This window comes from Campylobacter sp. CH246, assembly GCF_004378835.1.
GTDB classification, from domain to species: Bacteria; Campylobacterota; Campylobacteria; order Campylobacterales; family Campylobacteraceae; genus Campylobacter_D; species Campylobacter_D jejuni.
The window spans coordinates 277452-304071 of record NZ_RYYA01000001.1; the positions used below are offsets into that span (position 1 = coordinate 277452).

The window sequence follows — 26620 nt, forward strand, 5'->3', positions numbered from 1 at the left end:
TTAGTTATAATCCTCTACAAACCATATCGACCTAAATTTAAAAAACTTAACCCCTTTCTTTTAAAAAATCGTATAATAATTTTGAAAAACCCATACCTCCACTTAAAGCTTTACTCATGGTATCATTATACATGGAAGAGTATATTTCATCGCTGGCATCTTTTCCAAAGAGTGAATTTTGACTTTTTAAAGATACATCTAAAACTTGCTTTAAAAAAAATGCCTCAAAAGCATCCGTTTGTTCTTTTAAGGCTTCATCTTCTTTGCTCTTTGTAACTATATCATTGTCATTTATTTTGATGCTTGATTCTAAACTTCTTGCTTTGGCTGCACGATCAAGTAAAGCGCTATTCATACTATAAGTATTTAAAAAATTATCCACTTTCATTAGATGATCTCCAAATCCGCGTTAATTGCACCTGCGCGCTTTAAATTTTCCATAATAGCGATAATGTCATTTGGGGTTGCTCCAAGTTTGTTAAGCATTCTAGCTATATTTGCAACTGTGCTTTTGGCATTGTTGATTCTTAAGGTATTTGAACTTGGATCTACAAAACCACCATCTTTCATATCGATTTCATTTTGATTAGCTACTGCGTTATTGTTTGGATCTATTTTTATAGTGATATCTTTATGAGTGATTAAAACAGGTTCTACCTCTACATCAACTCCAGCAATCACTGTTCCTGTTCTTTCATCGATGATAACTTTGCTTTGTGGTTTATAAGCTATATCTTGTTCTAAAACTCTTGCCATAAAATCAACATTTGAAAGATCTTCAGGTTTTTTGAGTTTTACTGTGCGAGAGTCGATGGCTTTAGCTACTTCTTCGCCAAAGACAGTATTTAAAACTCTTTCTATATCGTTTGCGGTTTTAAAATCCGCTACTTTTAAACTTAAGGTTAGATCATTGTTTTGGCTAAAATTTTGTGGAATTTCTCTTTCTACATTAGCTCCGCCCATTACAGTTGCAGCAGTTGAGTGAGAACCTGCTCCTCCTGGTCTAGGTGTTAAACCTCCTGTTGAGATAGAGCCTTGTGCTATAGCATAAATTTCACCATCAATCCCACGAAGTGCAGTTAGTAAAAGTGTTCCACCTTGTAAAGATTTTGCATCACCCATAGATGAAACGGTAATATTAAGTTTATCTCCGCTTTTTGCAAAGGCTGGAAGTTTGGCTGTAACCATAACAGCTGCGGTATTTTTTGATTTGATATCATTAGGATCTACTTTGATATTCATACCTTGCAAAAGGTTTGAGATAGATTGTAGTGTAAATTTAGAGCTTGTTCCATCGCCGCTTCCATTAAGCCCTACAACAAGTCCATAACCTATAAGTTGGTTATCTCTTACACCTACAGTATTTGCTACATCCTTGATTTGCACTGCAAAAATGCTTGTCATAAAGAGTAAAAATATCGTTAAAACTCTCATGGATTCTTCCTTTAATCTATTGTTGATGATAGATCAAGCAAAAAGTGTTCCAAGTGAGTTAAGAAGAGTAAAAACTTAAGCTAGTTGATCCAAATTTCTTTTCTTTGACTTTTTGAAAATTTTGGATTTTTTCGGGAGTTTTTATGGTTGAGTGGTGTTCAAAAATGATTAAATTTAAAGTCTTTAAATCTAAATTTTCTAAAAAATGATAAATTTTTTCATAAATATCACTAAAACCTTCTCTGATATCAAAAGGTGGGTCAAGATATAAGATGATTTCATTTTTTGAATTTTCTATGAGTTTAGGTAAAATTTCAAAAGTATTTGCATGGATCACTTCTAAATTCGGATCTATATTTTTAGCATTTTCTAAAGCAATTTTATAAGCTTTTATATCAAGTTCTATAGCATAAGCTTTTAAAGCATAATTACTTAGTGCTTCAGCCGCTATTAAAGCACTTCCGCCAAAGGCTTCAATAAAAATTTTACTTCTTAAATCTTCTCTTATTACATTAAAAACACAACTTTTGACTATGCTTTTAGTACTTCTTGTTGTTGTAAGACTAGGTAAAAGTAGTTTTTTCCCTTTGTATTTACCACTTTCTATATTTGTATAAAGCTTTGTTTCTTTAGTTTTTTTTGTTTTTTCTTTAGGAGGTTTAATTTCTTGTTTTTGAAGAAATTTTTTTCTTTTTTCATTGTGATTAAAAAAGTCTTTAACGCTTATAAATTCATCATTCATCATTAAGTGCTTTTACGAGTTTGTTTTTAAGATCTTTTATGGCAAGATCGATTTTATTTTCATAATCTTTTTTAAATTCCAAAGCAATAGCGTCAATTTTTTCTTCAAGCAGTCTTTTTTGTTCAAGTGCAAGTTGCAAAGCTGCTGCTTTTAAGGCATTATCAAATTCACTTAAAGACTCAAACAAGGCTTCTTTGCTAAATGGTATGCTTAAAAATGGAGAGTTTTTAGAGATGATAAATAAGGGTTTTGCGGTATGAATTTTTTCATCGCTAATGATGAAATCACAATTTTTTTTCATTACCAAATGATCTTTTAAAAAAAGTTCTAAAGTTTTTTCTATGATGAGATCTTTGCATTCTAAAGAGATTTTCATATCAAACTAACCTTTAAAGTGTGATTTTTTAATGATGGAGCTTGTATGCCTTCGATAAGGGCTAAAAACTCAAAACGGCTCAAAATATAAAAGTCTTCAAATTCCCTTCCACTTGTTTGCATAAGTTTTTTAGCACAAGTATCAAAAAGATAAAAATCTTTTTCTTCTTTTACTACCATAAAATCCGCCCCGCTATCATAAGCGTCCAAAACAATATCTGCGGCTATTTTATAGCTTAGCGTAGGATTTAGATTAAGCAAGCTAAAGCCATTATTTTTTACACTGTTTTCATAGGAAATAAATTTAGCCTTAAGTTTGGATTTTAAAGTATCGCAAGCATTAAAACCATAAAAAGCTATATTGAAATCTTTAAAATTATGTTTAATTTCTTTAAGTTCTTTGATCTCATTATCAAAAGCATTGGTTTTAGGTAAATCAAAGTGTAAAATATTTTTATCAAAAAGCCCTAAATTTAAAATTTCATTTTGTAAGTTTTTGATCGTTGTTTCTAAAATTTCATTTTTGCTTTCAAGATGATAAAAAATACCCTTTTCTTTATCTGCTAGAGTTTTTAAAATTTCTATCTTTTTTTCAGGATATTTTTCTATCATTTTTGAAGCCAAATAAAACACTCCATCGCCCATATATTCAGGAAGATAGTCTAAAATTTCACTTGCATAATATAAATAATCATATTTTGCATAAAGTTTTTTATCCTCTTCATCACCAAATTTTTCAAGATATTTGTATTTGTCTAAAAAATCATTTTTATCGATGATAAGATCTTTAATGGCTCTTTTTGTGCTTAAAGGTTCGATACAAAGACTAAAATCAAATTCTTTTGCTATTTTTTCTAAAGGTGTAAAAAGTGGTATGATTTGCTTATTTACAACTATGTAAGTATCTTCATCTTTATCAAAATCAAAATAAATATCATCATCTTGAACTTGCAAAAGCAGATCATAAAAACTTGCAAAATTTTCATAATTATCATAAATATAAGGTTTATAATAAGCCTCATAATCCTTGGTTTTATCAAATCTAAAAATTCTTAATTCTAATTTTTTCATGGTTTTTCCTTAAATATTTTTATATTATATAAAATTTTTCTAAAATTCACTAGAATTTAAAAGGAAATTTTATAAAATCACGCATTATGAACAAAGAAGATTTTATTATCAAAGCTTTTTTAAATGAAAAAAATGGCGATGATGGAGCTATTATTGATGATTGGTGTTTTAGTAAGGATTTGTTTTTTGAAAATGTGCATTTTAAAAGAGAGTGGTTTAGCTTAGAGCAAATTGCTACAAAAGCAATGCTTGTTAATATCTCAGATGCTATTTCAATGAATGCTGTACCAAAATACGCACTTTTAGGACTTGCTTTACCAAAAAATTTAAGCGAAAATGAGATCAAAGCCTTGCAAAAAGGTTTTTTAAAAACAGCTAGGAAATTTAATATAAAAATCATAGGCGGTGATACTATAAGCAATGATAAAATAGACATTAGTCTTACTATCATTTCAAAGATTAACGATAAAGCTGTTTTTAGAAAAGGTTTAAAAAAGGGGCATTTACTTGCTTATACGGGAAAATTAGGACGAAGTTTAAAAGGGCTTGAAATTTTACAAAATGGGGGCACTTTAAAACCAAACCATGTATTTATAAAGCCAAAATTAAGAGCTAGTTTTTTTTATGAAGTCGCACCTTTAATTTCTTGTGCTATGGATATTTCAGATGGTTTAAGCAAGGATTTATCAAGACTTTTAACCTTAAATAAATGCGGTATTTCTTGGTTTAAAAAGCTTGATGATTATACGCTTTATAGCGGAGAAGAATATGAAATTTTGTTTGCTTTTGATGAAAAAGAGCGTCAAAATATAAAAACAATAGCCAAAAAACACGGCGTGAAATTAAATATCTTTGGAAAAGCAGTGAAAGGAAAATATGAATTTAGAGGAAGAGAACACCATTTTTAAGCCTTTGTATAGTTTAAAACACAGTCCTATTAATGCGTATTTTAGTAAAAATAGCGATGATTTTGTAGTGCGTGAAAGGCCTTTGTATGAATTTAGCGGTAAGGGTGAACATCTTATTTTACATATCAATAAAAAAGATTTAACCACAAATGAAGCTTTAAAAATTTTAAGCGAAACAAGCGGGGTTAAAATAAGAGATTTTGGTTATGCAGGGCTTAAAGATAAGCAAGGATCAACCTTTCAATACCTTTCTATGCCTAAAAAATTTGAGAGTTTTTTGTCAAATTTTTCTCATCCTAAACTTAAAATTTTAGAAATTTTTACCCATGAAAACAAGCTAAGAATAGGGCATTTAAAAGGAAATACTTTTTTCATACGCTTAAAAAAAGTTTTACCAAGCGATGCTTTAAAACTAGAACAAGCTTTGATGAATTTGGATAAACAAGGTTTCGCGAATTATTTTGGTTATCAGCGTTTTGGAAAATTTGGGGATAATTATAAAGAAGGGCTTGAAATTTTGCGTGGTAAAAAGATGAAAAATGTAAAAATGAAAGAGTTTTTAATTTCAGCTTTTCAAAGTGAGCTTTTTAATCGCTATTTGAGTAAAAGAGTGGAGTTGTCACATTTTGCAAATGATTTTAGCGAAAAAGAATTGATCCAAATTTATAAAATTTCTAAAGAAGAAGCTAAGGAGCTTAAAAAACAAGAACAATTTTTTAAGCTTTTAAAAGGTGAGGTTTTAGGGCATTATCCTTTTGGAAAATGTTTTTTATGTGAGGATTTGAGTGCTGAGCTTGAGCGTTTTAAGGCAAGAGATATAAGCACTATGGGGCTTTTAATCGGTGCTAAGGCTTATGAAACAGGAGAAGGTTTGGCCTTAAATTTAGAAAATGAAATTTTTAAAGATGCTTTGGAGTTTAAGGCTAAAATGCAAGGTTCAAGACGCTTTATGTGGGGATATTTAGAAGAGTTAAAATGGCGTTATGATAAAGAAAAAGCTCATTTTTGTATAGAGTTTTTCTTGCAAAAAGGCTCTTATGCTACTGTGGTTTTAGAAGAAATTTTGCATAAAAATTTGTTTGAGTGAAATAATTATGAGTTAAATTTTTACGTGATTTTTACTTTAGAATTTATTGCAAAAATGATATTTAAATTTTAAATTTAGGTATAGTTATATTAATTTAATTTTAAAACTAGGAGCAAAAATAATGAAAAAGATTTTAACAAGTGCTTTGGCTTTAGGAGCTATGACTTTGATTGTAGATTGTGGCGATGGCGATTTAGTCGAGTTAAAAAACAATGGCAACGATCAAGCTATGTTTGATTTAGGTAATCAAGAGATTATGAAAAAATATCCAAAATTATAAACTTTATGATTATACTTCAGTCAGAACAATTAGTGATATTAACAATCCAGAAGGCAAAATTAAAGAAATGAAGCGTGATTTAGAAATAGATAAAACTCCATATTCAAACTATGTTTTCTTATTAAATCCAAACGATAAAAAGACTATAAAGTTGTGAGTGTTTATTGCGATAAAGATTTTAAGAAAAGAGTTTATTATTCTGTGAATGATGCTCTTAGGTTTTATGCAAGATAATAAAACAAGCGGGAAAATCCCGCTATCTTTCTAATTTTTTTATACCGACATTTTGCAGAAATTACTTATTTTTAAGCCTGTTACTCCGCTTTTAAGGCAATCAAAACGCCTTCTATCATTTTTTTGATATCCCCATCAAGGATATTATCCACTTGAGAAAAAGCTTCTCCGCTGCGATTGTCTTTGACTTGCTGATAAGGGAAAAGCACATAAGAACGGATTTGATACCCCCAACCTATCTCGCTTTTTTCTCCAGTATTAGCACTATCTTGTTGTTTCATGAGTTCAAGTTCATAAAGGCGAGATTTTAGCATTTTAAAAGCGGTGGCTTTGTTTTTGTGCTGACTTCTGTCATTTTGGCATTGTACGACTATGCCGGTTGGAAAATGCGTGATTCTCACAGCCGATTCTGTTTTATTGACATGTTGTCCACCTGCACCGCTTGCTCTGTAATAATCTATTCTTATGTCTTTTTCTTCGATTTCAATTTCTATATCATCATCAAGTTCAGGGCTTACCATAACACTTGAAAAGCTTGTATGACGGCGTCCTGCACTATCAAAAGGAGAAGTTCTTACCAAACGATGGATACCATTTTCAGCTTTTAAATAACCATAAGCATTTTCTCCTTTAACTAAAAAGCTCACATCTTTAAGTCCTGCTTCTTCGCCTTCTTGAAAGTCTAAAGTTTCGACTTTAAAACCTTCTCTTTCACAAAATCTTAAATACATTCTATAAAGTATGCTTGCCCAGTCATTACTTTCCGTTCCACCTGCACCTGGGTGAATGGAAACAATGGCATTTTTACCATCATTTTCCCCGCTTAAAAGCATGGAAATTTCAAGACTTGTGATGGTATCTTCAAGTTTTGGTGCGTCATTAAATAAAGCTTCAAGTGTTTCTGTATCGTTTTCGCTATTGGCCAGATCGAAAAGTTCGCTTGCGTCATTTAGAGCATTAAAAGCATTTTCATAGTTTTTAAGTAGATTGGTGATTTTAGTTTTTTCTTTACCTATGACTCCTGCTTGTTTAACATCACTCCAAAAAGAAGGAGAATTTTCAAGCTCTTCGATTTCTTTAAGCCTTGTTTGGATATTTTCAGGCTTGATGATGGAGGCTATGTTGCCGACTTTGTTTTTTAAAGTTTTTAAAAGTTCGCTAAATTCGTAATTATCCATAAAAATTTTCTTTCTTCATTTTTAAGATATTATTTTAGCAAATTTTACATTAAAAAATCTATTATTACGATTTCTTACTGTTTTGCGAAGATTTGAAATTTTTATTTCACCCCTTCTTCCCAAACTCCCTCTTCAACCTAGGCACATCTTTGAATATAAATTTGATATACCCCCCCCCCATACCAATTTTTATTAGCCTGCATTAAAGCTTCGCCTAGTTTATAAGTAAAACATTCTTTTTCTTTTAAAGCTTCATTATAATCAGGATAAGTTTCTAAAGGAGGTAAAGCTAAATTTGGATTTTCTTTTATTTTTTCTTCATAGGCTTTTTGTTCAAATTTATGTTTGTCTTTTATATAAGATAATACATAAGGTATTCTTATATATCCTAATATACTTTTTGAATTAGCGATTAAAGCTTGTCCTAGTTTATAGGACAGATGGTTTTGAATACGAGCTTTAGCTGAATTAGCTTGAATAAAAGTAATTTTAGGATTTATTATGCTCATTTTTATACCCAAAGATTTAGCAAGTTTTTTACTTTCTAATTTTTTAATAATCAAATCTTGTTCTAGATTAGCTAATTCTAAACGTTGTTTTTTAATAGGAAAAGAATTAAGTTCATTTTGTAGGGTTGTTTTTTCTTGATTTAAAGTAGAGATGATATTATCTTTTTCTTTGATTTGTTTTTGCAAAGGAGCTAATTTAACTGGATCCATTATAGAACAATACTCATCTATAATTTCTTTATATAATTCTATAGGAGGAATTAAATGATTAAAATTATATTCTTTTGGTATTTCTATGTTTTCATTAGCTAAAGCTTCAAGATCTATTTCTTCTGTATGGTAATTACCTTCAGGGGAAGCTAGGAAGAAGGAGATGAGATTAATATTGTTTACCCCATTATTTAAAATTTTAGTATCATTAGTGATTTTAAATTGTCTATTGTATGTGTCAAAAAAGTATGAGAAGTTATAATCTAAACTTCGATTGAAAATTTGATCTTTTGGATTTTTAATTTGAATTTCACAAATACCTGAATCATTCCAAAGATGAATTCCTAATAAATTTAGATTAAAAGTATTTTTATTAAAACTAATAACTTCTTTACTTTTTATGCAATAAACTTTTTCACTGCATAACCAACTTTGTTTGAATTTGAAATTAGTGAAATTTAAATTTATTGCTTTTTCAATTGGATAAAAATAAAATTGTGGATTATCATTTATAATATTTATTTTTTTTGGAAAAGAAAAATTTTCAATATTATTTGCTATATTTCTCCCAAGTTCTCTCATTATAAAATCAAAATCATGAGCTTCATCTCTTTGTATTAAGCTATATGAAGATTCTAAATGTTTTTTATTTACATTAATTACATTAAATCCGTATTTAATTGCTAATTTTATATGGAGTGTATTTACATATTTTACACAGTTTTTATTCAACCATTTTTGAGGTGTTGGAGCAATAAAACAAATAATTTTTTTCTTTAAAAAATATAATTCTTTGTAAAGCCAATTCATCACTTGATAGCTTTTTGGAAATAAATCGATAGAATTATATTGTGCAATATCATGAGTATTTGATCCTGTAATAATTAAATCCGCATTTTCTAAAAGTTTTTTATTTCTGATTAACTCATATAAATTTTGTAAACTTGGAGTTCCGCCTAAAGATAGATTAAAACACTTAAATCCGGTATCTAGAATTCCTTGAGTTACCCCATTTTTAAATGCGAAATGACTTTCACCTAATAAAACTACATTTTTTTCATTCATAAATTTTTCCTAATTATTATTTTGATATGATTTTAAGGAATTATTTTATCAAAAAATTTAAAAAAGCGAGAAAAATGTCAAAACTTTATCTTATGTCTTTAGGTTGTAATAAAAATTTAGTCGATAGTGAGATCATGCTAGGGCGCCTTAGTGCTTATGAACTTTGCGATGAACCAAGCAAGGCTGATGTTTTAATCGTAAATACCTGTGGTTTTATCGATAGTGCAAAAAAAGAAAGTATTAATGCGATTTTGGATTTGCACGAACAAAGAAAAAAAGATTCTCTTTTGGTGGTTACGGGTTGTTTGATGCAGCGTTACCGCGAAGAACTTATGAAAGAACTTCCTGAGGTTGATCTTTTCACAGGTGTGGGTGATTATGAAAGAATCGATGAAATGATACTTAAAAAAACAAATTTATTTTCAAATTCGACTTATTTACAGAGTGAAAATTTCAAACGTATTATCACAGGTTCAAATTCCCATGCTTTTATAAAAATCGCTGAAGGTTGTAATCAAAAATGCTCTTTTTGTGCTATCCCAAGTTTTAAAGGCAAGTTAAAATCTCGCGAGATAAGTAGCATTATAGCTGAGCTTAAAGATTTGGTAGCTAGAGGTTATAAGGACTTTTCTTTTATTGCACAAGATACGAGTTCTTATTTGTTTGATAAGGGTGAAAAAGATGGGCTTATACGCTTAATCGGTGAGGTGGAAAAAATCAAAGGCATAAGAGCGGCTAGAATTTTATATCTTTATCCTACGAGTGCGAGTGAAGCTTTGATCAAACGCATTATAGCTTCTGAAATTTTTGTAAATTATTTTGATATGCCTTTACAGCACATAAGTGATAATATGCTTAAAATCATGAAGCGTGGGGCAAATAGCACAAGACTTAAAGAAATGCTAAATTTAATGAAAAGTGCGTCAAATAGCTTTTTACGCACGGGCTTTATCGTAGGGCATCCAGGTGAAAGTGAGGCAGATTTTGAAGAGCTTTGTGAGTTTGTTAAAGACTTTGGTTTTGATAGGGTGAGTGTTTTTGCGTATTCTAAGGAAGAAGATACAGCCGCTTTTGATATGGAGCAAGTGCCTTTTAAAGTGATCAATAAAAGACTTAAAATCATAGAAAAAATTGTTGATGAAGTGATAGAAAAAAGTTTTGAAAAAGAAGTGGGGCAAAAGCGTTTAGTAGTTTGTACAGGAGAAAGTAGCGAGGGAGAGTTTTTTATCGCAGCTAAAGATTTAAGATGGGATAGAGAGATTGATGGAGAAATTCTTATCAATGAAAGTGAATGTGGAAATTTAGAAATGGGGCAAATTTATGAATGTGAAATTTTACAAAACCTTGATAAAAAGCTCCTTGCTAAGGCTTTAAGAAAAGTAGATGCAAATTAAAAATGAAATTTTATCCCTTTTAAAAAGGGGTAAAAATTTACTTGCTTTTTCTTATGGAAGTGATTCTAGTGCGCTTTTTTATCTTTTAATGCAAGAAAAGATCGACTTTGATCTTGTGATGATAAATTATAAAACTAGAAAAAATAGTGATTTAGAAGAGTTAAAAGCCAAAGAACTTGCTTTAAAATTTCATAAAAAAATTTTCATAAAACAGGCTCCTAAATTTCAAAGTAATTTTGAAAAAAAAGCCAGAGATTTTCGCTATGATTTTTTTGAAAAAATTTGTTTTGAGCAAGGTTATGACCATCTTATCTTAGCTCATCATTTAAATGATCAGTTTGAATGGTTTTTGATGCAACTTTCACGGGGCGCAGGTTTGGCTGAAATTTTAGGTATGCAAGAGTGTGAAAAACGCTCAAATTATACACTTTTACGTCCTTTACTCTTTATAAGTAAAGATGAAATTTCATCTTTTTTAAAAGAAAAAGATATTTTTTATTTCCATGATGAAAGTAATGAAAATGAAAAATATTTTAGAAATTATATAAGAAAAAATTTCTCTAATGCCTTTGTGAGTAAATTTCATCAGGGTTTAAAAAGAAGCTTTTCTTATCTTGGTGAAGATAGGAAAAAACTTTATGATTTTGAAAATATCAAAGAAATTCAAGGACTTCTTATTTGTCCTAAAAATGAAAGCTTGATCGCTAGAGCGGTGAAAATGAAAGGTTTGCTTTTAAGCACAGCGCAAAGAAAAGAGTTTTTAAAGGGTGATTGTGTTTTAGGTGGTAAAATAGCACTTGTATATAAAAACAAACAAGCTATTGTTTTTGAATATGAAACTTGTCAAAAATTACCTAAAAATTTTAAAGAAGAGTGTAGAATAGCTAAAATTCCAAGACTTTTAAGAGCTTATTTATATAATCACAAAATCGATATTTCAAGCCTTAGCTTTTAGTTTTAAAATTCTTTGATAGCCTAAATGTGTGAGAAAAATCACAAAAAATACTTGCAAAAAAAGTCCTAAAAGTGGTACTGATGAGAGTAGATAAAAACAAAGAGTGCTAAATTTAAACTCTAAAGGCGAAAAATCAGAATGAAAATTTTTAAAACTTTCTTTGTCTAAAATCGTGCTTGTAACATCAATCATTAAAAGTTTGTGAAAGAGATAATAAAAAGCAAGATAATATACAAAAATATTTATAAAAGGTAAAAATAAAGCCAAGGTGCAAAGCAATAAAATCCCTATAAATTTTATAAATATTTTAAAAATTTCAAAGATAGTTTTTAAGGTTGAAACTTCGTTTGTATTATCATAATGGTAATATTTTTGGTTGATTTCTTTAGCGATAAAAGGAGTAAGAAAAGAAGTGATAAAAAGGGCTAAAAAAACCGAAGCAAAAACAACAATAAAACCTGAAAATAAAAAACTTATGATGGTGATTAAAATTTGTACAAAATGAAGAGCATAAAACCACGCCCAAAACGAATCTTCTCCAACGCTAAATAAAGAATTAAAATAATCAAGCAAGGCCGAAAAGCCAAGTACTCCTAAAAAAAGCATCAGTATAAGGCTAAAAATCAAAGGAATTAAGGCAAATTTTAAAAATTTAAGACTTAAAAAATCTTTGATTGCAAGTTTTAAAATATCCAAATTATGCCTTTTTGTAGCATTCTTCTAGTTTTTTATAAATAGTATCAAAATCAAGCTCTTGTTCTAAAATTTGAGCTAAAACTTCATTGTCTTCTTTGCCATTCCAAGTTTTTTTATAGCTACCATCTTTGTAACCATGGTTTTGTCTAAAGATATTTAAAACATTTTTACCTATGTAGGTTTTATAAAGAATTTCAAGATTAAGCCCACATTTAATAGCTAGGGTAAAATAGGTTGAAAGTAATTCTCCAAGATTAAATCCAAAACCACTGCATTTATGGATAATAAGCTCTATATCATTTAAAATGCCATAAATATCACCCTCATTAGGGTATTCTTCTTCTTTGCAAAAATCTTGAAATACGCTTACAGCATTAACTTCTGTGGCTATGGCTTTGAAATCTTTTCCATTTTTATCGCGATACTCTTCAAGTAAAAGACTTAAAATAAAATGCCAAATATCGACAATCTCTATACGCACATTTTCCCAATTTGTTGGACTTGAAATATTTTTCCAATGTTTCCATGCAAAAGAGTCTATAAGTTCTGCACATTCCATATAAATACAGCGTCTCCAACTGATCAGTTTTCCTTCTTTGGTGTAGCCATTTTCCCAATTTAAGCCGTTTGTTTCATCGTTGAGTTTTTGTTGGAGTTTGAGCATATTTTCTAAAATTTCGATATTTGTCATTTAAAAACTCCTTGATAATTTTTAATATTATATGATTTAAGCGTAAAGATTTAAACTATCATCTGTCTTATCTTGATTTTCCTTGGCTTTTTCTTGTTGTTTTTCAAGTTGTTTTTTCATTTGTTCTAAAACTTCATCAAGAAGTTTTTTGCTATCTTCAAGCATGGAAGCATTGATATCTTTATCATCTGTTTGATTTTGTTTTAGTAAATCACTGAGTTTATTTGTAAAATTATTCATAATAGCATTTTGATGGTTTTCATCATTTGGTGTTGGTAGAACATTTGCCATTTGCATAGCTGATTCTATAATTTCTTTTGGCTTTAACTCTCCGACTTTAGAATTTGCTAAAAAGTCTTTGATCATAGGTTCAACTTCTTTCATAGCATTTTTAATCTCATCAAGATCATTTTGCGTGAGCTTAGAGCCTTCAAAAGTAAAGCTAAAGCCATACTGACGCTTAAGATTAAGAGTTTTACCTTCTTCATTATTTGTATAACTTACGCTTTGATTGTCATACATAGATAAGGCTAAATGTTTGCCACTTTTTGTTGTATAATCCATCGAAAAACTTTGGTTTTTACTAGCATCAATTTGCATTTCTTCCCCTTATATTTATAGTTTAAATTAAAAATCGGTTATTTTTAAAAATATTTTAGTATAATTTTTATAATATGGATGAAAGAATTTTAGAATTTATAAAAAATGAGCAGCTTTTATCTTGGGCTATGATTGATGAAAAAGGTGTTTATACGGCTAGTGCTTTTTATGCTTTTGATGAAAAGAATTTAGCTTTTATTATCGCTTCTCATGAAGATACTAAGCATATAAGATTAGCCAGTGAAAATTCAAGTATAGCACTTAATATAGCTAAAGAAAATAAAATAGCTTTTTTAAAAGGTGTGCAAGCTAAGGCCGAGTTTAAAATCGCAAACAAGGAACAAATGAAAATTTATTTTTCTAAATTTCCCTTTGCTAAGCTTGATAAAAGTGCAAAAATTTATGCTTTAGAGCTTTTTTGGCTTAAATTTACTAACAATGCTTTAGGACTTAGTAAAAAGCTTGAATTTTGTAAAAAATAAATTTTTATGATTTTATTTAAAAAAATGAGTTATGATTATAGTTTATGTAAATTGTTAGGTATAGAAAATAAATGTTAAATGTAATTCACGCTTTATTTTTTAGAGAGTTAAAAACTAGATTTGGAAAAAATAGGTATCTTGGATATATATGGGTAGTTGGAGAGCCTATGAGTGTTGTGCTTTTGGTGACTATTATAGGAACTGTTATTAGGGAATATCATCATCAAGTTATGCCTGAAGGAATTTCTATTTTTATGTTTTTGATTTCAGGCATTATGCCTTTTTTTATGTTTAGAAGTATAGTAACTCAGCTTATGAATGGAATAGGGGCAAATTTATCTTTGTTTGCCTATAAACCTGTAAAACCTATACATGTATTTATTGCTAGAACTTTACTCGAGTTTTGTATTTATTTTGTGATTTTTATCACTGTGCTTTTTTTTGCAGGGTGGTTCTTTAGACTCGATGTATTTCCTGTTCATTTACTTGGAGTTTTATTTTGTATTTTTTTACTCATATGCTCAGCTTTTGCTTTAGGGATTTGTTTCGCTATTGTTTGGCACTTTGTAGAACCTTTAAGAACTTTATTAGCTTATTTTAGTATAGTATTTTATTGGAGTTCTGGGATTATATTTCCCACTTGGTTAACTCCTCGTCCTTTACTTGATATATTTTATTACAATCCTTTGCTTCACATAATGGAGCTTTTAAGATTTAATTTTTTTGAAAATTATCCTTTGCAAGATGAATATAGTTATTTTTATGCTATATTTTGGATTTTACTTGTTTTATTTATAGGGCTTTTTATTTACTACTATAATAGACAAGCTCTAACGGCGGCAAAAAAAGAATGATAAAGCTAATTAATCTAACTAAATCTTATCCTTTATTTAGTGGTGGAAGGCATTATGTTTTTAAAAATTTTACTTTTGAATTTCCTGAAAATTGTAGCATAGGTTTAATGGGATATAATGGCGCAGGCAAGTCCACTCTCATGAGACTTTTAAGCGGAGCAGAGCTTCCTGATAGTGGCAAGATAATTACTAATAAAAAATTATCTTGGCCTTTGGGTTTAAATGGAGCTTTTCAAGGTTCTTTAACTGCCAGAGATAATGCTAAATTTGTAGCTAGGGTGTATGGATATAAGGGTAAAGAACTTCAAGAAAAAGTAAAATTCGTAGAAGATTTTGCTGAAATAGGAAAATTTTTTGATGAGCCTATGAAGACTTATTCTTCGGGAATGAGTGCTAGGATAGCTTTTGGACTTAGTATGGCTTTTGATTTTGATTATTATTTGATCGATGAGGCTGGAGCTGTTGGAGATCCTGCTTTTAGGGAAAAAAGCGTGAAATTATATAGAGAAAGATTAAGCAAATCAAAGGTGATTATGGTATCTCATAATGTAGCTGAAATTAAAGAATGGTGTGATAAAATAATTTATATGAAAAATGGACAAATTACGGTTTATGATGATGTAGATGAAGGAATAGCTGTATATCAAGGAAAAGCTTAATGGAAGAAAATAAAACTTTATTAGAAAAAATCAAAGATTTAAGTATATTTGATTCTTTTAAAATTGTTTGGTTTATAATGATTTTTGTTGTGATTTATTATACGTTGATTGCAGCGCCAAGATATGTAAGCACGATGATTTTAGATGTTAGATCAACAAGTGGAGAAAGTGCTCAAACAAGTGGAATTTTGTCTTTGCTTGGTAGTACTTCTACAGCAAGCGAAGATTTAAATTATCTAAAAGGTTATATAGAATCAAGTGATATGTTAAAAATTTTAGATGGGAAAATTAAACTTAAAAGTCTTTATCAAGAACAACATATAGATTTGCCTTTTAAAATTTGGGATTCAAGTTCGATAGAATCTTATCTTAAATATTACCAAGCAAGAGTTAAGGTGCATACGGATGAAACTACTAAGCTTTTGCAGGTAGAAGTAGAAGGTTTTACACCTAAATCAGCTCATTTGATTGCTCAAACTATTATGCAAGAAAGCGAAAAGTTTATCAACGAAATCTCTCATAAAGCAGCTAGAGAACAAATGGCTTTTGCTGAAAATGAAGTACAAAAATACAAAGAACGATATCAAAAAGCACAAAATGATTTGATTGCTTTTCAAAATAAATATGGGGTTTTTGATCCCTTGAAACAAGCTGAAGCTAAAGCAAGTTTGGTTGCGCAAATTGAGACTAATTTAGCTCAAAAAGAAGCTAAACTTTTAACTTTACAAAGCTATATGAATGATGCAGCACCTGAAGTAGTAGCACTTAAAGCAGAAATTGAAGCGATTAAAAAACAGCTTTTAAGGGAAAAATCTAAAATTTCAGCTAACAATTCTTCTCAAAAGCTTAATGATTTGGCTGCTAAATTTCAAGATCTAACTATAGAAGCTACTTTTGCGCAAAAAGCTTATGAAGCAGCTTTAAAAGCTTATGAAAGTGCTAGAATAGAAGCATTAAGAAAAATAAAACAACTTGTCATCATTCAAAGTCCAGATATTCCAGAAAGCGCAAAATATCCTGAAAGAATTTATGATATTTTAACAGCATTTATTGTATTATCTTTGATTTTTGGGATTGTTAAATTTATTAAAATGATAATAGAGGAGCATAAGTATTAAAATGAAAAAAATATTAATTTTACTTTTTAGTTGTATTTTATGTTTTGGAGCTGTGGATGTTTCACAAATCATTTCAGCAGAGGATCAAGGTTCTACTACAACTAGCATAGATCAAAATTTAAGCTCAAATTATGATATAGCAAATAAAGAAAATAATCTTACAAAAATTCATCAAATTTTAGTATTTGGCGCTCATCTTTTTAATGGAAATTTTAAAAATTACAATCAAAGAGTTTATAACCCAGATTATAAGATCGCAGTTGGTGATCAAATCAGTCTTAAAATTTGGGGAGCTGTTGAGTTTTCGCAAGTTTTAGCGGTGGATTCTCAAGGAAATATTTTTATCCCTAAAGTAGGAGCTGTAAATTTACTAGGCGTGAAAAATAGTGCCCTTGTAAGTGTTATAAAAGCACGTGTTAATAAAATCTATAAAAGCAATGTTTTTGTTTATGCAGATATGAATGCTTATCAAAATGTCAGTGTTTTTGTAACAGGAAGTGTTAATGCTCCAGGACTTTATCAAGGACTTAGTTCGGATTCAGTGATTCAGTATCTTGATAAAGCAGGGGGTATAAATTTAGAATATGGAAGTTTTAGAGATATTCAAATTTTGCGTAATAACAGCGTGATAAAAAATATCGATTTATATGATTTTTTGCTAAAAGGACAAATGGATCTTTTTCCTTTTAGAAGCGGAGATGTTATTTTAGTAGGAAATGTTCAAAATTACGCTTTTGTTAACGGTGATGTGCAAAGACCTTTTCGTTTTGAACTTTCAAATGATATTAAAACTTTAGCTGACTTAGCTAGAGTATCAGGTGCTAAACCTATCGTGACTAATGCTATCGTAAAAAGTTATGGTGAAGATCATAAACTTGATGTCAGTGCTTATAATAAAATGCAATTTTCAAAAGTTTTACTTAGAACGGGAGATGAGGTAGAATTTCACCCTGAGTATGTTTCTGAAAATATAACTATAAGTGTAAATGGCGAGCATAATGGTTTAAAAACTTTAGTTGTGGGTAAAGGAACGACTTTAGAAGATATTTCTAAATTAATTAAAGCCAATCCACAATCAAACATGCAAGCTTTACAAGTGTTTAGAAAAAGTGTAGCTAGAACTCAAAAAGAACTTATCAATGCTCAGCTTAAAGAGCTTGAAACTCTAGCTTTAACTAGTGGTTCTGTTACAGCTCAAGGTGCAGCTATAAGAGCTCAACAAGCAAAAACGATTTTAGAATTTATCCAAAGAGCTAAGCAAGTAGAGCCTAAGGGTCAAATTGTCATTGATAATCCAAAGTCTTATAATTCGGTTATTTTAGAAGATGGTGATACTATTAATGTACCAAGTAAGAATAATCTCATCATAGTTCAAGGTGAGGTTTCTTTACCTGGAGCTTTTGTGTATGATAAGGGCAAAGATTTAAGATATTATATCAATCTTGCAGGAGGTTATGGAGAAAGAGCGGATACTTCAAAAGTTTTGGTGATACGAAGCAATGGAAAAGCTGAAAAATATCATAGTGGTATAGATATGAAACCAGGCGATTCTGTGTTGGTATTGCCAAAAGTGGATAGTGAGAATTTGCAAATTTTTTCAATGTTAACTCAAATTCTTTATCAAATTGCTATCGCAACCAATGTTGTGCTTAATCTTTAAGGTTTAAAAATGAATACTCTTGAAATAGCCAAAGAAGTCTTTGAAAAAGAAGCACAAGCTATTTTGGATTTGGCTAAAAATTTAGATGAAAATTTTAATCAAGCTGTGAATTTGATGCTAAATACCAAAGGGCGTTGCATAGTCAGTGGAATGGGTAAATCGGGTCATATAGGTGCTAAGATAGCAGCTACTTTAGCAAGTACAGGAACGCCAAGCTTTTTCATCCATCCAGGAGAGGCTTTGCATGGAGATCTTGGAATGCTAACTCCTGAAGATGTTTTAATTGCTATTTCAAATTCAGGAGAAACTGAAGAAATTTTAAAAATCATTCCAGCTATAAAAAAGCGTAAAATTCCACTTATAGTAATGTGTGGTAAAAAAAATTCCACCCTTGTAAAGCAAAGCGATATATTTTTAAATATAGCTGTGGAAAAGGAAGCTTGTCCTTTGCAGCTTGCTCCTATGTCTTCGACAACCGCAACTTTGGTTATGGGGGATGCTTTAGCTGCTGCTTTGATGAAGGTAAGAAATTTCAAGCCTGATGATTTTGCTCTTTTTCATCCAGGTGGGAGTTTGGGGCGTAAGCTTTTAACCAAGGTAAAAGATCTTATGGTTTCAAGTAACCTTCCTATAGTGCATCCTGATACCGAATTTAACGATCTTGTTGATGTGATGACTAGTGGAAAACTAGGGCTTTGTGTGGTACTTGAGAATGAAAAATTAGTGGGTATCATCACTGATGGGGATTTGCGTCGTGCTTTAAAGACAAGCGATAAACCAAGATTTGATTTTAGAGCCAAAGAAATCATGAGTACAAATCCTAAAGTAGTCGATGCTGATGCTATGGCAAGTGAAGCAGAGGAGATCATGCTAAAACATAAAATCAAAGAAATTATAGTAGGGAAAGAAGAAAGAGTTGTAGGGATTATTCAACTTTATGCAATAGGGAGGGTATAGTGAAAAATGTAATAACTTTTGGTACTTTTGATTTGTTTCATTATGGTCATTTAAGGATTCTAGAAAGAGCCGCATCTCTTGGAGATAAATTAATTGTTGGTGTATCATCAGATTCTTTAAATTTTGCTAAAAAGCATCGTTATCCTATATACAGCGAGCAAGAGAGATTAAATATAATATCTTCATTAAAATGCGTGTCTTGTGTATTTTTAGAAGAAGCATTGGAATTAAAAAGAGATTATCTTTTAAAATACCAAGCAAATATTTTAGTTATGGGAGATGATTGGAAAGGTAAATTTGATTGTTTTAATGATATTTGTGATGTAATTTATTTTGAAAGAACCCCAAGTATTTCAACGACAGAAATTATTGAGAGAATTAAATTATGAATTTAAAAGGTATATTTCGCAAAAGTTTTCGTGAAACTAAAAAGTGGTATTTGCATATGATACTGTTGCATATGATTTTGATATATTTAATGCAGAAAAAAAGTAGACATTATATTTTTTTAAAATTGTGCATTTATTTATCCAAAGTAAACATGAAGACGGTTTTTTATTATCAGGCTGAATTTTATTTTTTTTATGCTGAGTATAAAAAAGCTTTGAATTATATTGATTTATTTTTAGAAAAATATCCTTTAAATATAGATGGTAAATTACTTAAAATACAATTATTATATTTATTGGGCGATAAAACCAAAGCTTTATATGAGTTAGAAAAAATTCAACAAGAATCCAATCGTTTAAAAATATGGATGTTAATGAGCAAGTTGGTTAATACTAAAATAGATCTTAAAAATATGGAAAAATTGTATTTAAAATATATAGAAAAAAAAAGAAATATTAGTACAAAGATTGAAATTCAAAAATATATATCTAGTGCCGCAGCTAGCATTGAAGCTTATGATATAGCTGAATATTATCTAAAAAATTCATTAAAGCTACATGAAAAATTTTCTTTAAAAAATACTAAAAAAAAATACTTTTCAAAATATGATGCCTTGATAGCTTTGGAAGATTTATCTAGTGTTTTTAATTCATTAAATATAAAGTTTTTTTTAGTCAGTGGTACTTTTTTAGGTTGTATTAGGGAAAATAATTTTATATCGAATGATTATGATATTGATGTTGGGGTTTGGGAAGAAGATTTTAGCAACGAATTAAAAATAGCTTTAGAACAATATGGTACTTTCTATATTCATGATCCAAAATGGAAAGGTGGGATTAAGCTTAAACATATCAATGGTATATTGATTGATATTTTTATTCACTATAAAGATGGTTGCAAGCATTATCATTTAGGATCTGCTGTTAAATGGTATAACTCAACTTTTGATTTAATTAAGTATGATTTTTTAGGCAAAGAATATTTTGGTTTTAAAGAATATGATCGTTATTTAAGTGAAAACTACGGCGATTGGAGAATCCCCAAAAAAAATTTTGATAATATTCTAGATACTCCAAATGCGGTAATTTTTAACGAAAATAATTTTATATTGCATTTGTATAGTCTTTTAATGAAGCAATATGCAATAGATTACAAAAATACAATTTTAGACTTATTAAAAAAATATAAGTTTAGAGAGGATTAAAAATGTTTTTTTTGTTTTATTATATTTGCGGAGTATGGTTATATCATAAAAAAAAATTTTCACAGGCTAAGTGTTTCTTTATAAAAACTATAGAAAAACAAAATAATAATGCACAGGCTTATTTTAAGCTCGGTATGTGTTATTTTAAATTGTGTGAATGGAAAGAAGCTAATGAATATATAGCTAAAGCTTTGATATTATGTCCTTCTAAAATTTCTTGGAATATACAGTTGAAACAAACGGAAAATCATTTAAATTCTATGATTTCTATTCCACAAAAATTATGGTGGAAAGAGGTAGAAGATTTAAAAAAGTATATGCAAAAAAAAGGTGGTAATTTTTTTATATATAAAGATTTAGCGTTAGCTCTTGAAAACATGAGAAGATATCAAGAAGCGGCAAAATATTATGAACTAGCTATAAAACATAGTAAAACAAAAGATTCCTATTTATATTACAAAGCCGGTTTTTGCTATGAGCGTGACGGACAAACAGATTCTAAATTAATAAAATATTTATATGCAAATGCAATTAAATATGATGATGATTTAAATTCAAAAATTTTAGGAATAGGAATATTTCATCAAAGTAATAAGTGTTGGGAAGAAGCAAATAAGGCTTATTTAGATTTTTATAAATATGTTAAAAATTCGTGCAGCGATGTGTTGTTATATAACATAGCTTACAGTTTTGAAAAATTATTTAACTACCAAGAAGCTGAAAAATATTATAAAAAAGCTTTAGAGCTAAATTATCAAGAATGCGATTTTCACTATAGACTAGGTATTGTTTTAGAAAAAATGGCCAAATATGAAGAAGCTAGTATTTATTATGAAAATACAATAAAAAGAAGTAATACTCATCGTCCATTTTTATATTTTCGTTTATGCAAATGTTTAAATGCTTTAGAAGAATACAAAAAGTTAAGTGAAATATTATCACAATCTCAAATTATTCAAAATCAACCTTATGGGTTATCTGAAGATATTCTAAAGGATAAAAATCTTAGAAGAAGAGTTTTTTATACTGAATGTTATAAAAACTTAAAAATTATAGACAATATGATTTTGTATGAGAGTTTTCATGGAAAGTCAATGTCGTGTAATCCTTATGCAATATTTTTATATCTTTTAGAGCAAAATGCTTTTAAAGATTTTACTCACATATGGGTAGTTAATGATTTAAGTATTGTCAAAAATAAATTTAAAAAAATGAAAAATGTTATTTGCGTTAAAAGAGGCAGTGATTTATATCTCAAATATTTGGCAAGTGCAAAATATTTGATTAATAATGTCACTTTTCCTGAATATTTTATCAGAAAAGAAGAGCAAAAATATTTAAATACTTGGCATGGCATACCAATTAAATATTTGGGTAAAAAAATAAAATCTGGTTTTATGGAGCATGCAAATACCCAACGAAATTTTTTACATGCTACACACCTAATTCATCCAAATTTATATACAAAGGATATTTTAGAAAATGACTATGAAATTAAAGATTTATTTCAAGGACAATCTGTTTTAACGGGATATCCAAGGGTTGATTTATCATTAAAACAAAATGCTAAATTAAAACAAAAACTAGGTATTAAAGAGAGTCAAAAAGTTTTACTTTATGCACCAACTTGGAGAGGTGGTTTAAATACTCAGTATTTTGACTTTGAACGCTTAAAGCGAGATATTTTAGAGCTCAAAAAAAGTAATTTTAAAGTTTTATTATCGGTTCATCATGAAATCAAACATCTTTTTGAAAGTAAGTTATTTAAGGATGTTTTAATTCCATCTTATATAGAAATGAATGAGTTGTTGTCTATTGTAGATGTTTTGATTACAGACTACTCTTCTGTAATGTTTGATTTTATGGTTTTGGAAAGACCTATTATTTGTTATGTGTATGATTATGAGCATTATAAACAAGAAAGAGGATTGTATTTTGATGTAGATGAGATAACACATCATATTTGCAAGACAATAGAAGAAGTAAAAGAAGTTTTAAACTTGGACAATTTATTTGTAAAAGATGACTTGTATTTGACAAGATTAAAACGTAAATTTTATAGTTTGGAAAATGGGAAATCTTGTGAAAGAGTGGTATCGATATTTTTTGATAATGTTGAAATTCGAAAAAATATTGAAGTTTGTAACAATATCTTATTTTATACAGGCCCGTTTATACCTAATGGTATTACAAATTCTTTCAAAAATTTAATACATCATTTGAAAAATTCGCATTTTAATATTTTTGTATCTATAGATCCCAATTCTATTTATTCTCACAAGGAAAGATTAGAACAATTTCAATTAGTATCTGAAAATATCAAAGTATTACCTAGAATAGGATCTTTAAATTTAACTTTAGAAGAATTTTGTATAGAAAAAGAAAATCTTGATGAAGAAAGGTCTTTGCAAAATTATAAAAGAGAATTTAGGAGATTGTATGCAGATGTAAAATTTAAAGCAGTGATTAATTTTGAAGGTTATAATGTATTTTGGGTAAAGTTATTCTCTAGTGTAAATAATAATTTAATTTTTTTACATAATAACATGCAAGGGGAATTTGAGAAAAGATTTCCTTACCTTGAGCAAAATTTCAAATGCTATAAAAATTATAAAAAAATCCTTTCTGTTTCAAAACAAACAAATGAACAAAATAAGAAAAATTTAGCTTATAAATATAATATTGCAGAGACTAAATTTGATTTTTTGGAAAATATGATTAACAATGAAGATATTATAGAAAAATCAAAAGAAAAGTTAGATAAAAAACTTGAAAAAAAATATTTTAAAAAAGATTATAAAATTTTTATAAACATAGCTAGACTCTCGATCGAAAAAGATCAAGCTAAGCTTATACAGGCTTTTAAAGTGATCAATGATAAATATCCAAAGACACTTCTTTTGATTTTAGGCGAAGGACCATTGAAAGAAGATTTGGAAAAATTGATTAAGGATTTGAAATTGGATAAAAAAGTTTTTTTACTTGGGAGAATTTTTAATCCTTTTCCATATTTAAAAAAAGCGGATTGTTTTGTGATGAGTTCAAACCACGAAGGACAGCCTATGACTTTACTAGAGGCCCTAGTTTTAAATAAAGCTATTGTTGCTACAGATATACCAGGAAATGTTAGTGTTTTGGATAATAGAGGTGGATTGATAGTTGAAAATAATGTAAATGGACTGATTGATGGCATGAAAAAAATTATCAATCGGTCAATAGAAATATTTTATTTTAATACAAAGGAGTATAATAGTCAATGTTTAGAAAAATTAGTAACTTTTTTAAAATAAAAAAAATAAATATAAAAAAAAATAAATATAGAGTTGCTGTTTTATTTTATGGACATGCAAGAACCTTTAAACAAACTTATGATTCTTTTAAAAAGAATATTTTGGATGTTAATAAGGAAATTGATATAGATATTTTTATTCATACATGGGATGAATTAGAGCATTTAGATTTAAGACATCAATATAAAAAAGATTTAAGAATTGCTGGAAAGCCATTGACTCAAGAAGATATTAATTTTTTAAAAAATAAATACAAACCGTTAAAAATAAAAATAGATAAGCAGCTAACTTTTAGCGAATCGCAGATAAATTATATAAAGAAAAAAGGTTTTAATGAGAAGTCATATATAGCAAATTATAATATATCTTATTCGATAAGCGAATCTAATAGGCTAAAAAATATGTCACAGAATAAATATGACTTAATCATTATGACTAGATTGGACATAATGTTTTTAAAGCCATTAAAATTATTTGAAGCTTTGGAAAATAGTTGTAAAAATAAGATTGATTTTCTTAATTTTAGTGCAACTGATTTTAATAATGTTGTTTTTTATACATATATGCAATCTGATAATATGGAGTTATTTAGAAATCAAAATCGTTATATTACCGGTATAGATTTATTTTTAATTGCCGGCAATAAAGCAATAGAATATATAAGTAACTGGCATAATAAAGTTTTAAATTATCATCCAATGGGGGTTGGCCCAGAAAGATGGATAACTAAACAAATTAAAGATTATAACTTAAATTTGCAATTGATGTACTATTCTAAGCCAGATTGCTATATAATTTTTAGAAGCAATACCAATGATTTAAAATATGAAAAACAGATGCAAGAAATTGAAGAAGCAAAAAGAAGATGGGAATATGACAAGGTTCAATTTTTATATGAAAATATTATAAAAAATGAATATTATCTATTTGAGTTTGTTCGTTTTCTTGCTGATATTGGGAAATTGGAAAGAATTTATAAATTATTTTTTATTGATTTTGGCATTGATGTTATTAGAAAATTAATTGAAAAAGGTGTGAAAGATTCAGAAGTTGGTGTTAATATGCTGAATTTTTTTATTAACATTTTTAATCCATCAATTTTAGAATATAAGGATAATATTGAAAGTAAAATTTTATATTTAACTTATCACGAAGATTTTGATCGTTTAATTTCTTTATTTAGGCATAATACAAATATTTTAAAGAAAGATTGTGGAAAAATGCAAATGATTATCAATTTTTCTTTAAATAAAATGATGGAAAATAATTATTTAAAAGAGGATTTAATTTTACCTATCTTATACTTATATGAAAATTCAAAAAATATAAATCAGCAAAGAAAAAAATTTGTTCTAAGTAGTTGTATAGAATATTTTGATAAAAAACAAGAGCCGTTATTTTTTAAATGTGCTAATTCTATACTTATAGGAAGTCTTTTAAGTCAAATGAATTTTGAGCAAGGTAGAAGAGTATATGAGTTTAAAAATTATCAATGTTTTAGAAAATATCACTTAAACAATAAAATTGATAATGTTAAAATTGATAATGTTAAAATTGATAATGTTAAAATTGATAATGTTAAAATTGCGGTATGTTTATCAGGCTTATTTAGAGGAGATATTTATAAGGTTATTGCTAATTTAAAATTTAATTTGATTGATAATTTGAATGCTGATTTATTTATTTTTACTTGGGATAGATATGTTCAATATCCTGGATTCTGCGGTGATGAAAATTGGGTGTATCGATTATTTGGCGGTAAGTTTTTGAAGAAATGCCCTGATGAGTTAAAAACTCTTTCTTTTTTAAAGCAGAAATTTCCAAATACTTATAGCAAATTAAATATAGAGCAAGGTGTTCAAAAAATAAACCAAAAATATATTCAGGATATAGTAAAGTGCTCTAATATTCAAATTCAAAATGAAGAAGAATTTATTAGCTCTTTGTATTTAAATATGACATCTAAAAGAGAAACAAATCGAATAAAAATGTTTTATGGAATTTATAAATCTATACAGATGGCGTTAGAATATGAAAAAATAAATAAATTTAGATATGACTATATTTTTAGAGTAAGGCCAGATATCGGTTTAATAGGGAATATTGAGATAAAAGATTTAAATAAGCTTAAAAATAATGAGCTTGCTGTAGATTTTTTTTCTTATGGTGTGCAAGATCAATTTTTTTATGCACATAGAAATGTTATGATTGAAGTCGCAAAAATATGGGAATATTGTTATGAAAAAAATGATATTTTTTTAAGAAGTTTTGATAGTTCTCATTATTTATTATTCATCTATTTAACTTTGAGAAATATTTTGACAGTTAAACCTAATTTTAGGCGAGATGTTTCTCTTGCTACAAGAGATAATGTTTTTCCCAATGTTGCTAAAGAGTTGCAAGAAGATTTTTTAAAATTAAATATGAAGATTGAAAATAATATAAATATTAAAAATTTTTTAGAAGAAATGTTTTTAACTTCTAGTAATTAAAAATTTAAAGGATGCCCCTTATGCATAAACCAAACTCAGCTATAGAAAGAATAAAAAATCATTTAGCTTATAAATTAGGCAAAGT

24 protein-coding genes and 1 pseudogene are annotated in these 26620 nt (G+C 28.4%); 15 read left to right on the forward strand and 10 right to left on the reverse strand.

What is annotated here, in order from left to right; genetic code table 11:
• Positions 1-46: 46 nt before the first annotated feature.
• The 5 genes from ELQ06_RS01500 to ELQ06_RS01520 are packed head-to-tail and all read right to left on the reverse strand — an operon-like array spanning position 47 to position 3622.
• On the reverse strand, positions 47-388 hold the full coding sequence (locus tag ELQ06_RS01500) for a hypothetical protein (RefSeq protein WP_002784057.1): 342 nt from the start codon (positions 386-388) through the stop codon (positions 47-49).
• Positions 388-1434 (reverse strand): flagellar basal body P-ring protein FlgI, encoded by a 1047-nt coding sequence (locus ELQ06_RS01505; protein WP_052797931.1) that lies wholly within the window; start codon positions 1432-1434, stop codon positions 388-390. Before ELQ06_RS01505 ends, ELQ06_RS01500 begins: the two co-directional genes overlap by 1 nt.
• 58 nt (positions 1435-1492) lie before the next feature.
• Positions 1493-2176: an RsmD family RNA methyltransferase gene (locus ELQ06_RS01510; RefSeq protein WP_002867028.1), complete on the reverse strand. Its 684-nt coding sequence runs from the start codon at positions 2174-2176 to the stop codon at positions 1493-1495.
• Positions 2169-2552 (reverse strand): hypothetical protein, encoded by a 384-nt coding sequence (locus ELQ06_RS01515; RefSeq protein WP_052797930.1) that lies wholly within the window; start codon positions 2550-2552, stop codon positions 2169-2171. The genes ELQ06_RS01510 and ELQ06_RS01515 overlap by 8 nt, the downstream gene beginning before the upstream one ends.
• Positions 2549-3622, reverse strand: a complete 1074-nt coding sequence (locus tag ELQ06_RS01520) for a DUF5644 domain-containing protein (RefSeq protein WP_002880438.1) — start codon at positions 3620-3622, stop codon at positions 2549-2551. The genes ELQ06_RS01515 and ELQ06_RS01520 overlap by 4 nt, the downstream gene beginning before the upstream one ends.
• 86 nt (positions 3623-3708) lie before the next feature.
• Between ELQ06_RS01520 and ELQ06_RS01525 the strand changes: the two genes are divergently transcribed.
• From ELQ06_RS01525 to ELQ06_RS08825, 3 genes and pseudogenes are all read left to right on the forward strand, one after another.
• Complete coding sequence (locus ELQ06_RS01525) at positions 3709-4530, forward strand: thiamine-phosphate kinase (protein WP_052797929.1); 822 nt, start codon at positions 3709-3711, stop codon at positions 4528-4530.
• Positions 4499-5617, forward strand: coding sequence for a tRNA pseudouridine(13) synthase TruD (truD, locus tag ELQ06_RS01530; protein WP_052797928.1), 1119 nt, complete (start codon positions 4499-4501; stop codon positions 5615-5617). Before ELQ06_RS01525 ends, truD begins: the two co-directional genes overlap by 32 nt.
• 121 nt (positions 5618-5738) lie before the next feature.
• A pseudogene (locus ELQ06_RS08825) lies at positions 5739-6054 on the forward strand (hypothetical protein).
• A gap of 157 nt (positions 6055-6211) precedes the next feature.
• Here ELQ06_RS08825 and prfB read toward each other — a convergent pair.
• Together prfB and ELQ06_RS08830 are read right to left on the reverse strand one after the other, a co-directional pair.
• Positions 6212-7309: a peptide chain release factor 2 gene (prfB, locus tag ELQ06_RS01535; protein WP_052797927.1), complete on the reverse strand. Its 1098-nt coding sequence runs from the start codon at positions 7307-7309 to the stop codon at positions 6212-6214.
• 137 nt (positions 7310-7446) lie between these two features.
• The gene (locus ELQ06_RS08830) at positions 7447-9093 is read right to left on the reverse strand and encodes an alpha-2,3-sialyltransferase (RefSeq protein ID WP_052821006.1); all 1647 of its coding nucleotides are present in this window, start codon (positions 9091-9093) and stop codon (positions 7447-7449) included.
• Between the two features lie 74 nt (positions 9094-9167).
• Here ELQ06_RS08830 and rimO point away from each other — a divergent pair, with 74 nt between their 5' ends.
• Both rimO and tilS read left to right on the forward strand, forming a co-directional pair.
• A complete protein-coding gene (gene rimO, locus ELQ06_RS01550; protein WP_052797926.1) occupies positions 9168-10487 on the forward strand; it encodes a 30S ribosomal protein S12 methylthiotransferase RimO in 1320 nt (439 codons plus the stop codon).
• The gene (gene tilS, locus ELQ06_RS01555) at positions 10477-11442 is read left to right on the forward strand and encodes a tRNA lysidine(34) synthetase TilS (RefSeq protein WP_052797925.1); all 966 of its coding nucleotides are present in this window, start codon (positions 10477-10479) and stop codon (positions 11440-11442) included. The genes rimO and tilS overlap by 11 nt, the downstream gene beginning before the upstream one ends.
• Here the strand turns inward: tilS and ELQ06_RS01560 are convergent.
• The 3 genes from ELQ06_RS01560 to ciaI are packed head-to-tail and all read right to left on the reverse strand — an operon-like array spanning position 11425 to position 13429.
• Positions 11425-12138 (reverse strand): EI24 domain-containing protein, encoded by a 714-nt coding sequence (locus ELQ06_RS01560; protein WP_014517120.1) that lies wholly within the window; start codon positions 12136-12138, stop codon positions 11425-11427. The genes tilS and ELQ06_RS01560 overlap by 18 nt on opposite strands.
• A 1-nt stretch (position 12139) precedes the next feature.
• Positions 12140-12829, reverse strand: a complete 690-nt coding sequence (gene dut / locus ELQ06_RS01565) for a dUTPase (protein WP_052797924.1) — start codon at positions 12827-12829, stop codon at positions 12140-12142.
• A gap of 36 nt (positions 12830-12865) precedes the next feature.
• On the reverse strand, positions 12866-13429 hold the full coding sequence (gene ciaI / locus ELQ06_RS01570; RefSeq protein ID WP_022552425.1) for an intracellular survival protein CiaI: 564 nt from the start codon (positions 13427-13429) through the stop codon (positions 12866-12868).
• A gap of 74 nt (positions 13430-13503) precedes the next feature.
• Here ciaI and ELQ06_RS01575 point away from each other — a divergent pair, with 74 nt between their 5' ends.
• From ELQ06_RS01575 to ELQ06_RS01620, 10 genes are all read left to right on the forward strand, one after another.
• Positions 13504-13911 carry a hypothetical protein gene (locus ELQ06_RS01575; RefSeq protein WP_002818956.1) on the forward strand — a complete coding sequence of 136 codons (408 nt, stop codon included), beginning with the start codon at positions 13504-13506 and terminating at the stop codon, positions 13909-13911.
• Positions 13912-13982: 71 nt separating this feature from the next.
• Positions 13983-14765 carry a capsule polysaccharide transporter KpsM gene (kpsM, locus tag ELQ06_RS01580; RefSeq protein WP_002871866.1) on the forward strand — a complete coding sequence of 261 codons (783 nt, stop codon included), beginning with the start codon at positions 13983-13985 and terminating at the stop codon, positions 14763-14765.
• Complete coding sequence (locus ELQ06_RS01585; RefSeq protein ID WP_002781126.1) at positions 14762-15424, forward strand: ABC transporter ATP-binding protein; 663 nt, start codon at positions 14762-14764, stop codon at positions 15422-15424. Before kpsM ends, ELQ06_RS01585 begins: the two co-directional genes overlap by 4 nt.
• Positions 15424-16542, forward strand: coding sequence for a capsule polysaccharide transporter (locus ELQ06_RS01590; RefSeq protein WP_002871868.1), 1119 nt, complete (start codon positions 15424-15426; stop codon positions 16540-16542). Before ELQ06_RS01585 ends, ELQ06_RS01590 begins: the two co-directional genes overlap by 1 nt.
• 1 nt (position 16543) lies before the next feature.
• Positions 16544-18202 carry a polysaccharide biosynthesis/export family protein gene (locus ELQ06_RS01595; RefSeq protein WP_052794282.1) on the forward strand — a complete coding sequence of 553 codons (1659 nt, stop codon included), beginning with the start codon at positions 16544-16546 and terminating at the stop codon, positions 18200-18202.
• A gap of 9 nt (positions 18203-18211) precedes the next feature.
• On the forward strand, positions 18212-19159 hold the full coding sequence (locus tag ELQ06_RS01600; protein ID WP_032580712.1) for a KpsF/GutQ family sugar-phosphate isomerase: 948 nt from the start codon (positions 18212-18214) through the stop codon (positions 19157-19159).
• The gene (locus ELQ06_RS01605) at positions 19159-19548 is read left to right on the forward strand and encodes an adenylyltransferase/cytidyltransferase family protein (protein WP_002874993.1); all 390 of its coding nucleotides are present in this window, start codon (positions 19159-19161) and stop codon (positions 19546-19548) included. Before ELQ06_RS01600 ends, ELQ06_RS01605 begins: the two co-directional genes overlap by 1 nt.
• Positions 19549-19700: 152 nt before the next feature.
• A complete protein-coding gene (locus tag ELQ06_RS01610) occupies positions 19701-20753 on the forward strand; it encodes a hypothetical protein (protein ID WP_230095739.1) in 1053 nt (350 codons plus the stop codon).
• 2 nt (positions 20754-20755) lie between these two features.
• Positions 20756-24043 (forward strand): CDP-glycerol glycerophosphotransferase family protein, encoded by a 3288-nt coding sequence (locus ELQ06_RS01615; protein WP_052797922.1) that lies wholly within the window; start codon positions 20756-20758, stop codon positions 24041-24043.
• A complete protein-coding gene (locus ELQ06_RS01620) occupies positions 24010-26535 on the forward strand; it encodes a hypothetical protein (protein WP_052823865.1) in 2526 nt (841 codons plus the stop codon). The genes ELQ06_RS01615 and ELQ06_RS01620 overlap by 34 nt, the downstream gene beginning before the upstream one ends.
• The last annotated feature ends 85 nt before the right edge of the window (positions 26536-26620 follow it).

Excerpts from the sequence above, each read along its gene's own strand:
- ELQ06_RS01515 (WP_052797930.1), bottom strand. The coding sequence starts at position 2,552 with ATGAAAATCTCTTTAGAATGCAAAGATCTCATCATAGAAAAAACTTTA.
- ELQ06_RS01520 (WP_002880438.1), bottom strand. The coding sequence starts at position 3,622 with ATGAAAAAATTAGAATTAAGAATTTTTAGATTTGATAAAACCAAGGAT.
- ELQ06_RS01615 (WP_052797922.1), top strand. The coding sequence starts at position 20,756 with ATGTTTTTTTTGTTTTATTATATTTGCGGAGTATGGTTATATCATAAA.
- ELQ06_RS08830 (WP_052821006.1), bottom strand. The coding sequence starts at position 9,093 with ATGAATGAAAAAAATGTAGTTTTATTAGGTGAAAGTCATTTCGCATTT.
- ELQ06_RS01500 (WP_002784057.1), bottom strand. The coding sequence starts at position 388 with ATGAAAGTGGATAATTTTTTAAATACTTATAGTATGAATAGCGCTTTA.
- prfB (WP_052797927.1), bottom strand. The coding sequence starts at position 7,309 with ATGGATAATTACGAATTTAGCGAACTTTTAAAAACTTTAAAAAACAAA.
- ELQ06_RS01575 (WP_002818956.1), top strand. The coding sequence starts at position 13,504 with ATGGATGAAAGAATTTTAGAATTTATAAAAAATGAGCAGCTTTTATCT.
- ELQ06_RS01620 (WP_052823865.1), top strand. The coding sequence starts at position 24,010 with ATGTTTAGAAAAATTAGTAACTTTTTTAAAATAAAAAAAATAAATATA.
- truD (WP_052797928.1), top strand. The coding sequence starts at position 4,499 with ATGAATTTAGAGGAAGAGAACACCATTTTTAAGCCTTTGTATAGTTTA.
- rimO (WP_052797926.1), top strand. The coding sequence starts at position 9,168 with ATGTCAAAACTTTATCTTATGTCTTTAGGTTGTAATAAAAATTTAGTC.
- kpsM (WP_002871866.1), top strand. The coding sequence starts at position 13,983 with ATGTTAAATGTAATTCACGCTTTATTTTTTAGAGAGTTAAAAACTAGA.
- ELQ06_RS01590 (WP_002871868.1), top strand. The coding sequence starts at position 15,424 with ATGGAAGAAAATAAAACTTTATTAGAAAAAATCAAAGATTTAAGTATA.
- ELQ06_RS01505 (WP_052797931.1), bottom strand. The coding sequence starts at position 1,434 with ATGAGAGTTTTAACGATATTTTTACTCTTTATGACAAGCATTTTTGCA.
- ELQ06_RS01600 (WP_032580712.1), top strand. The coding sequence starts at position 18,212 with ATGAATACTCTTGAAATAGCCAAAGAAGTCTTTGAAAAAGAAGCACAA.
- ELQ06_RS01585 (WP_002781126.1), top strand. The coding sequence starts at position 14,762 with ATGATAAAGCTAATTAATCTAACTAAATCTTATCCTTTATTTAGTGGT.
- ELQ06_RS01510 (WP_002867028.1), bottom strand. The coding sequence starts at position 2,176 with ATGAATGATGAATTTATAAGCGTTAAAGACTTTTTTAATCACAATGAA.
- tilS (WP_052797925.1), top strand. The coding sequence starts at position 10,477 with ATGCAAATTAAAAATGAAATTTTATCCCTTTTAAAAAGGGGTAAAAAT.
- ciaI (WP_022552425.1), bottom strand. The coding sequence starts at position 13,429 with ATGCAAATTGATGCTAGTAAAAACCAAAGTTTTTCGATGGATTATACA.
- ELQ06_RS01525 (WP_052797929.1), top strand. The coding sequence starts at position 3,709 with ATGAACAAAGAAGATTTTATTATCAAAGCTTTTTTAAATGAAAAAAAT.
- dut (WP_052797924.1), bottom strand. The coding sequence starts at position 12,829 with ATGACAAATATCGAAATTTTAGAAAATATGCTCAAACTCCAACAAAAA.
- ELQ06_RS01595 (WP_052794282.1), top strand. The coding sequence starts at position 16,544 with ATGAAAAAAATATTAATTTTACTTTTTAGTTGTATTTTATGTTTTGGA.
- ELQ06_RS01610 (WP_230095739.1), top strand. The coding sequence starts at position 19,701 with ATGAAGACGGTTTTTTATTATCAGGCTGAATTTTATTTTTTTTATGCT.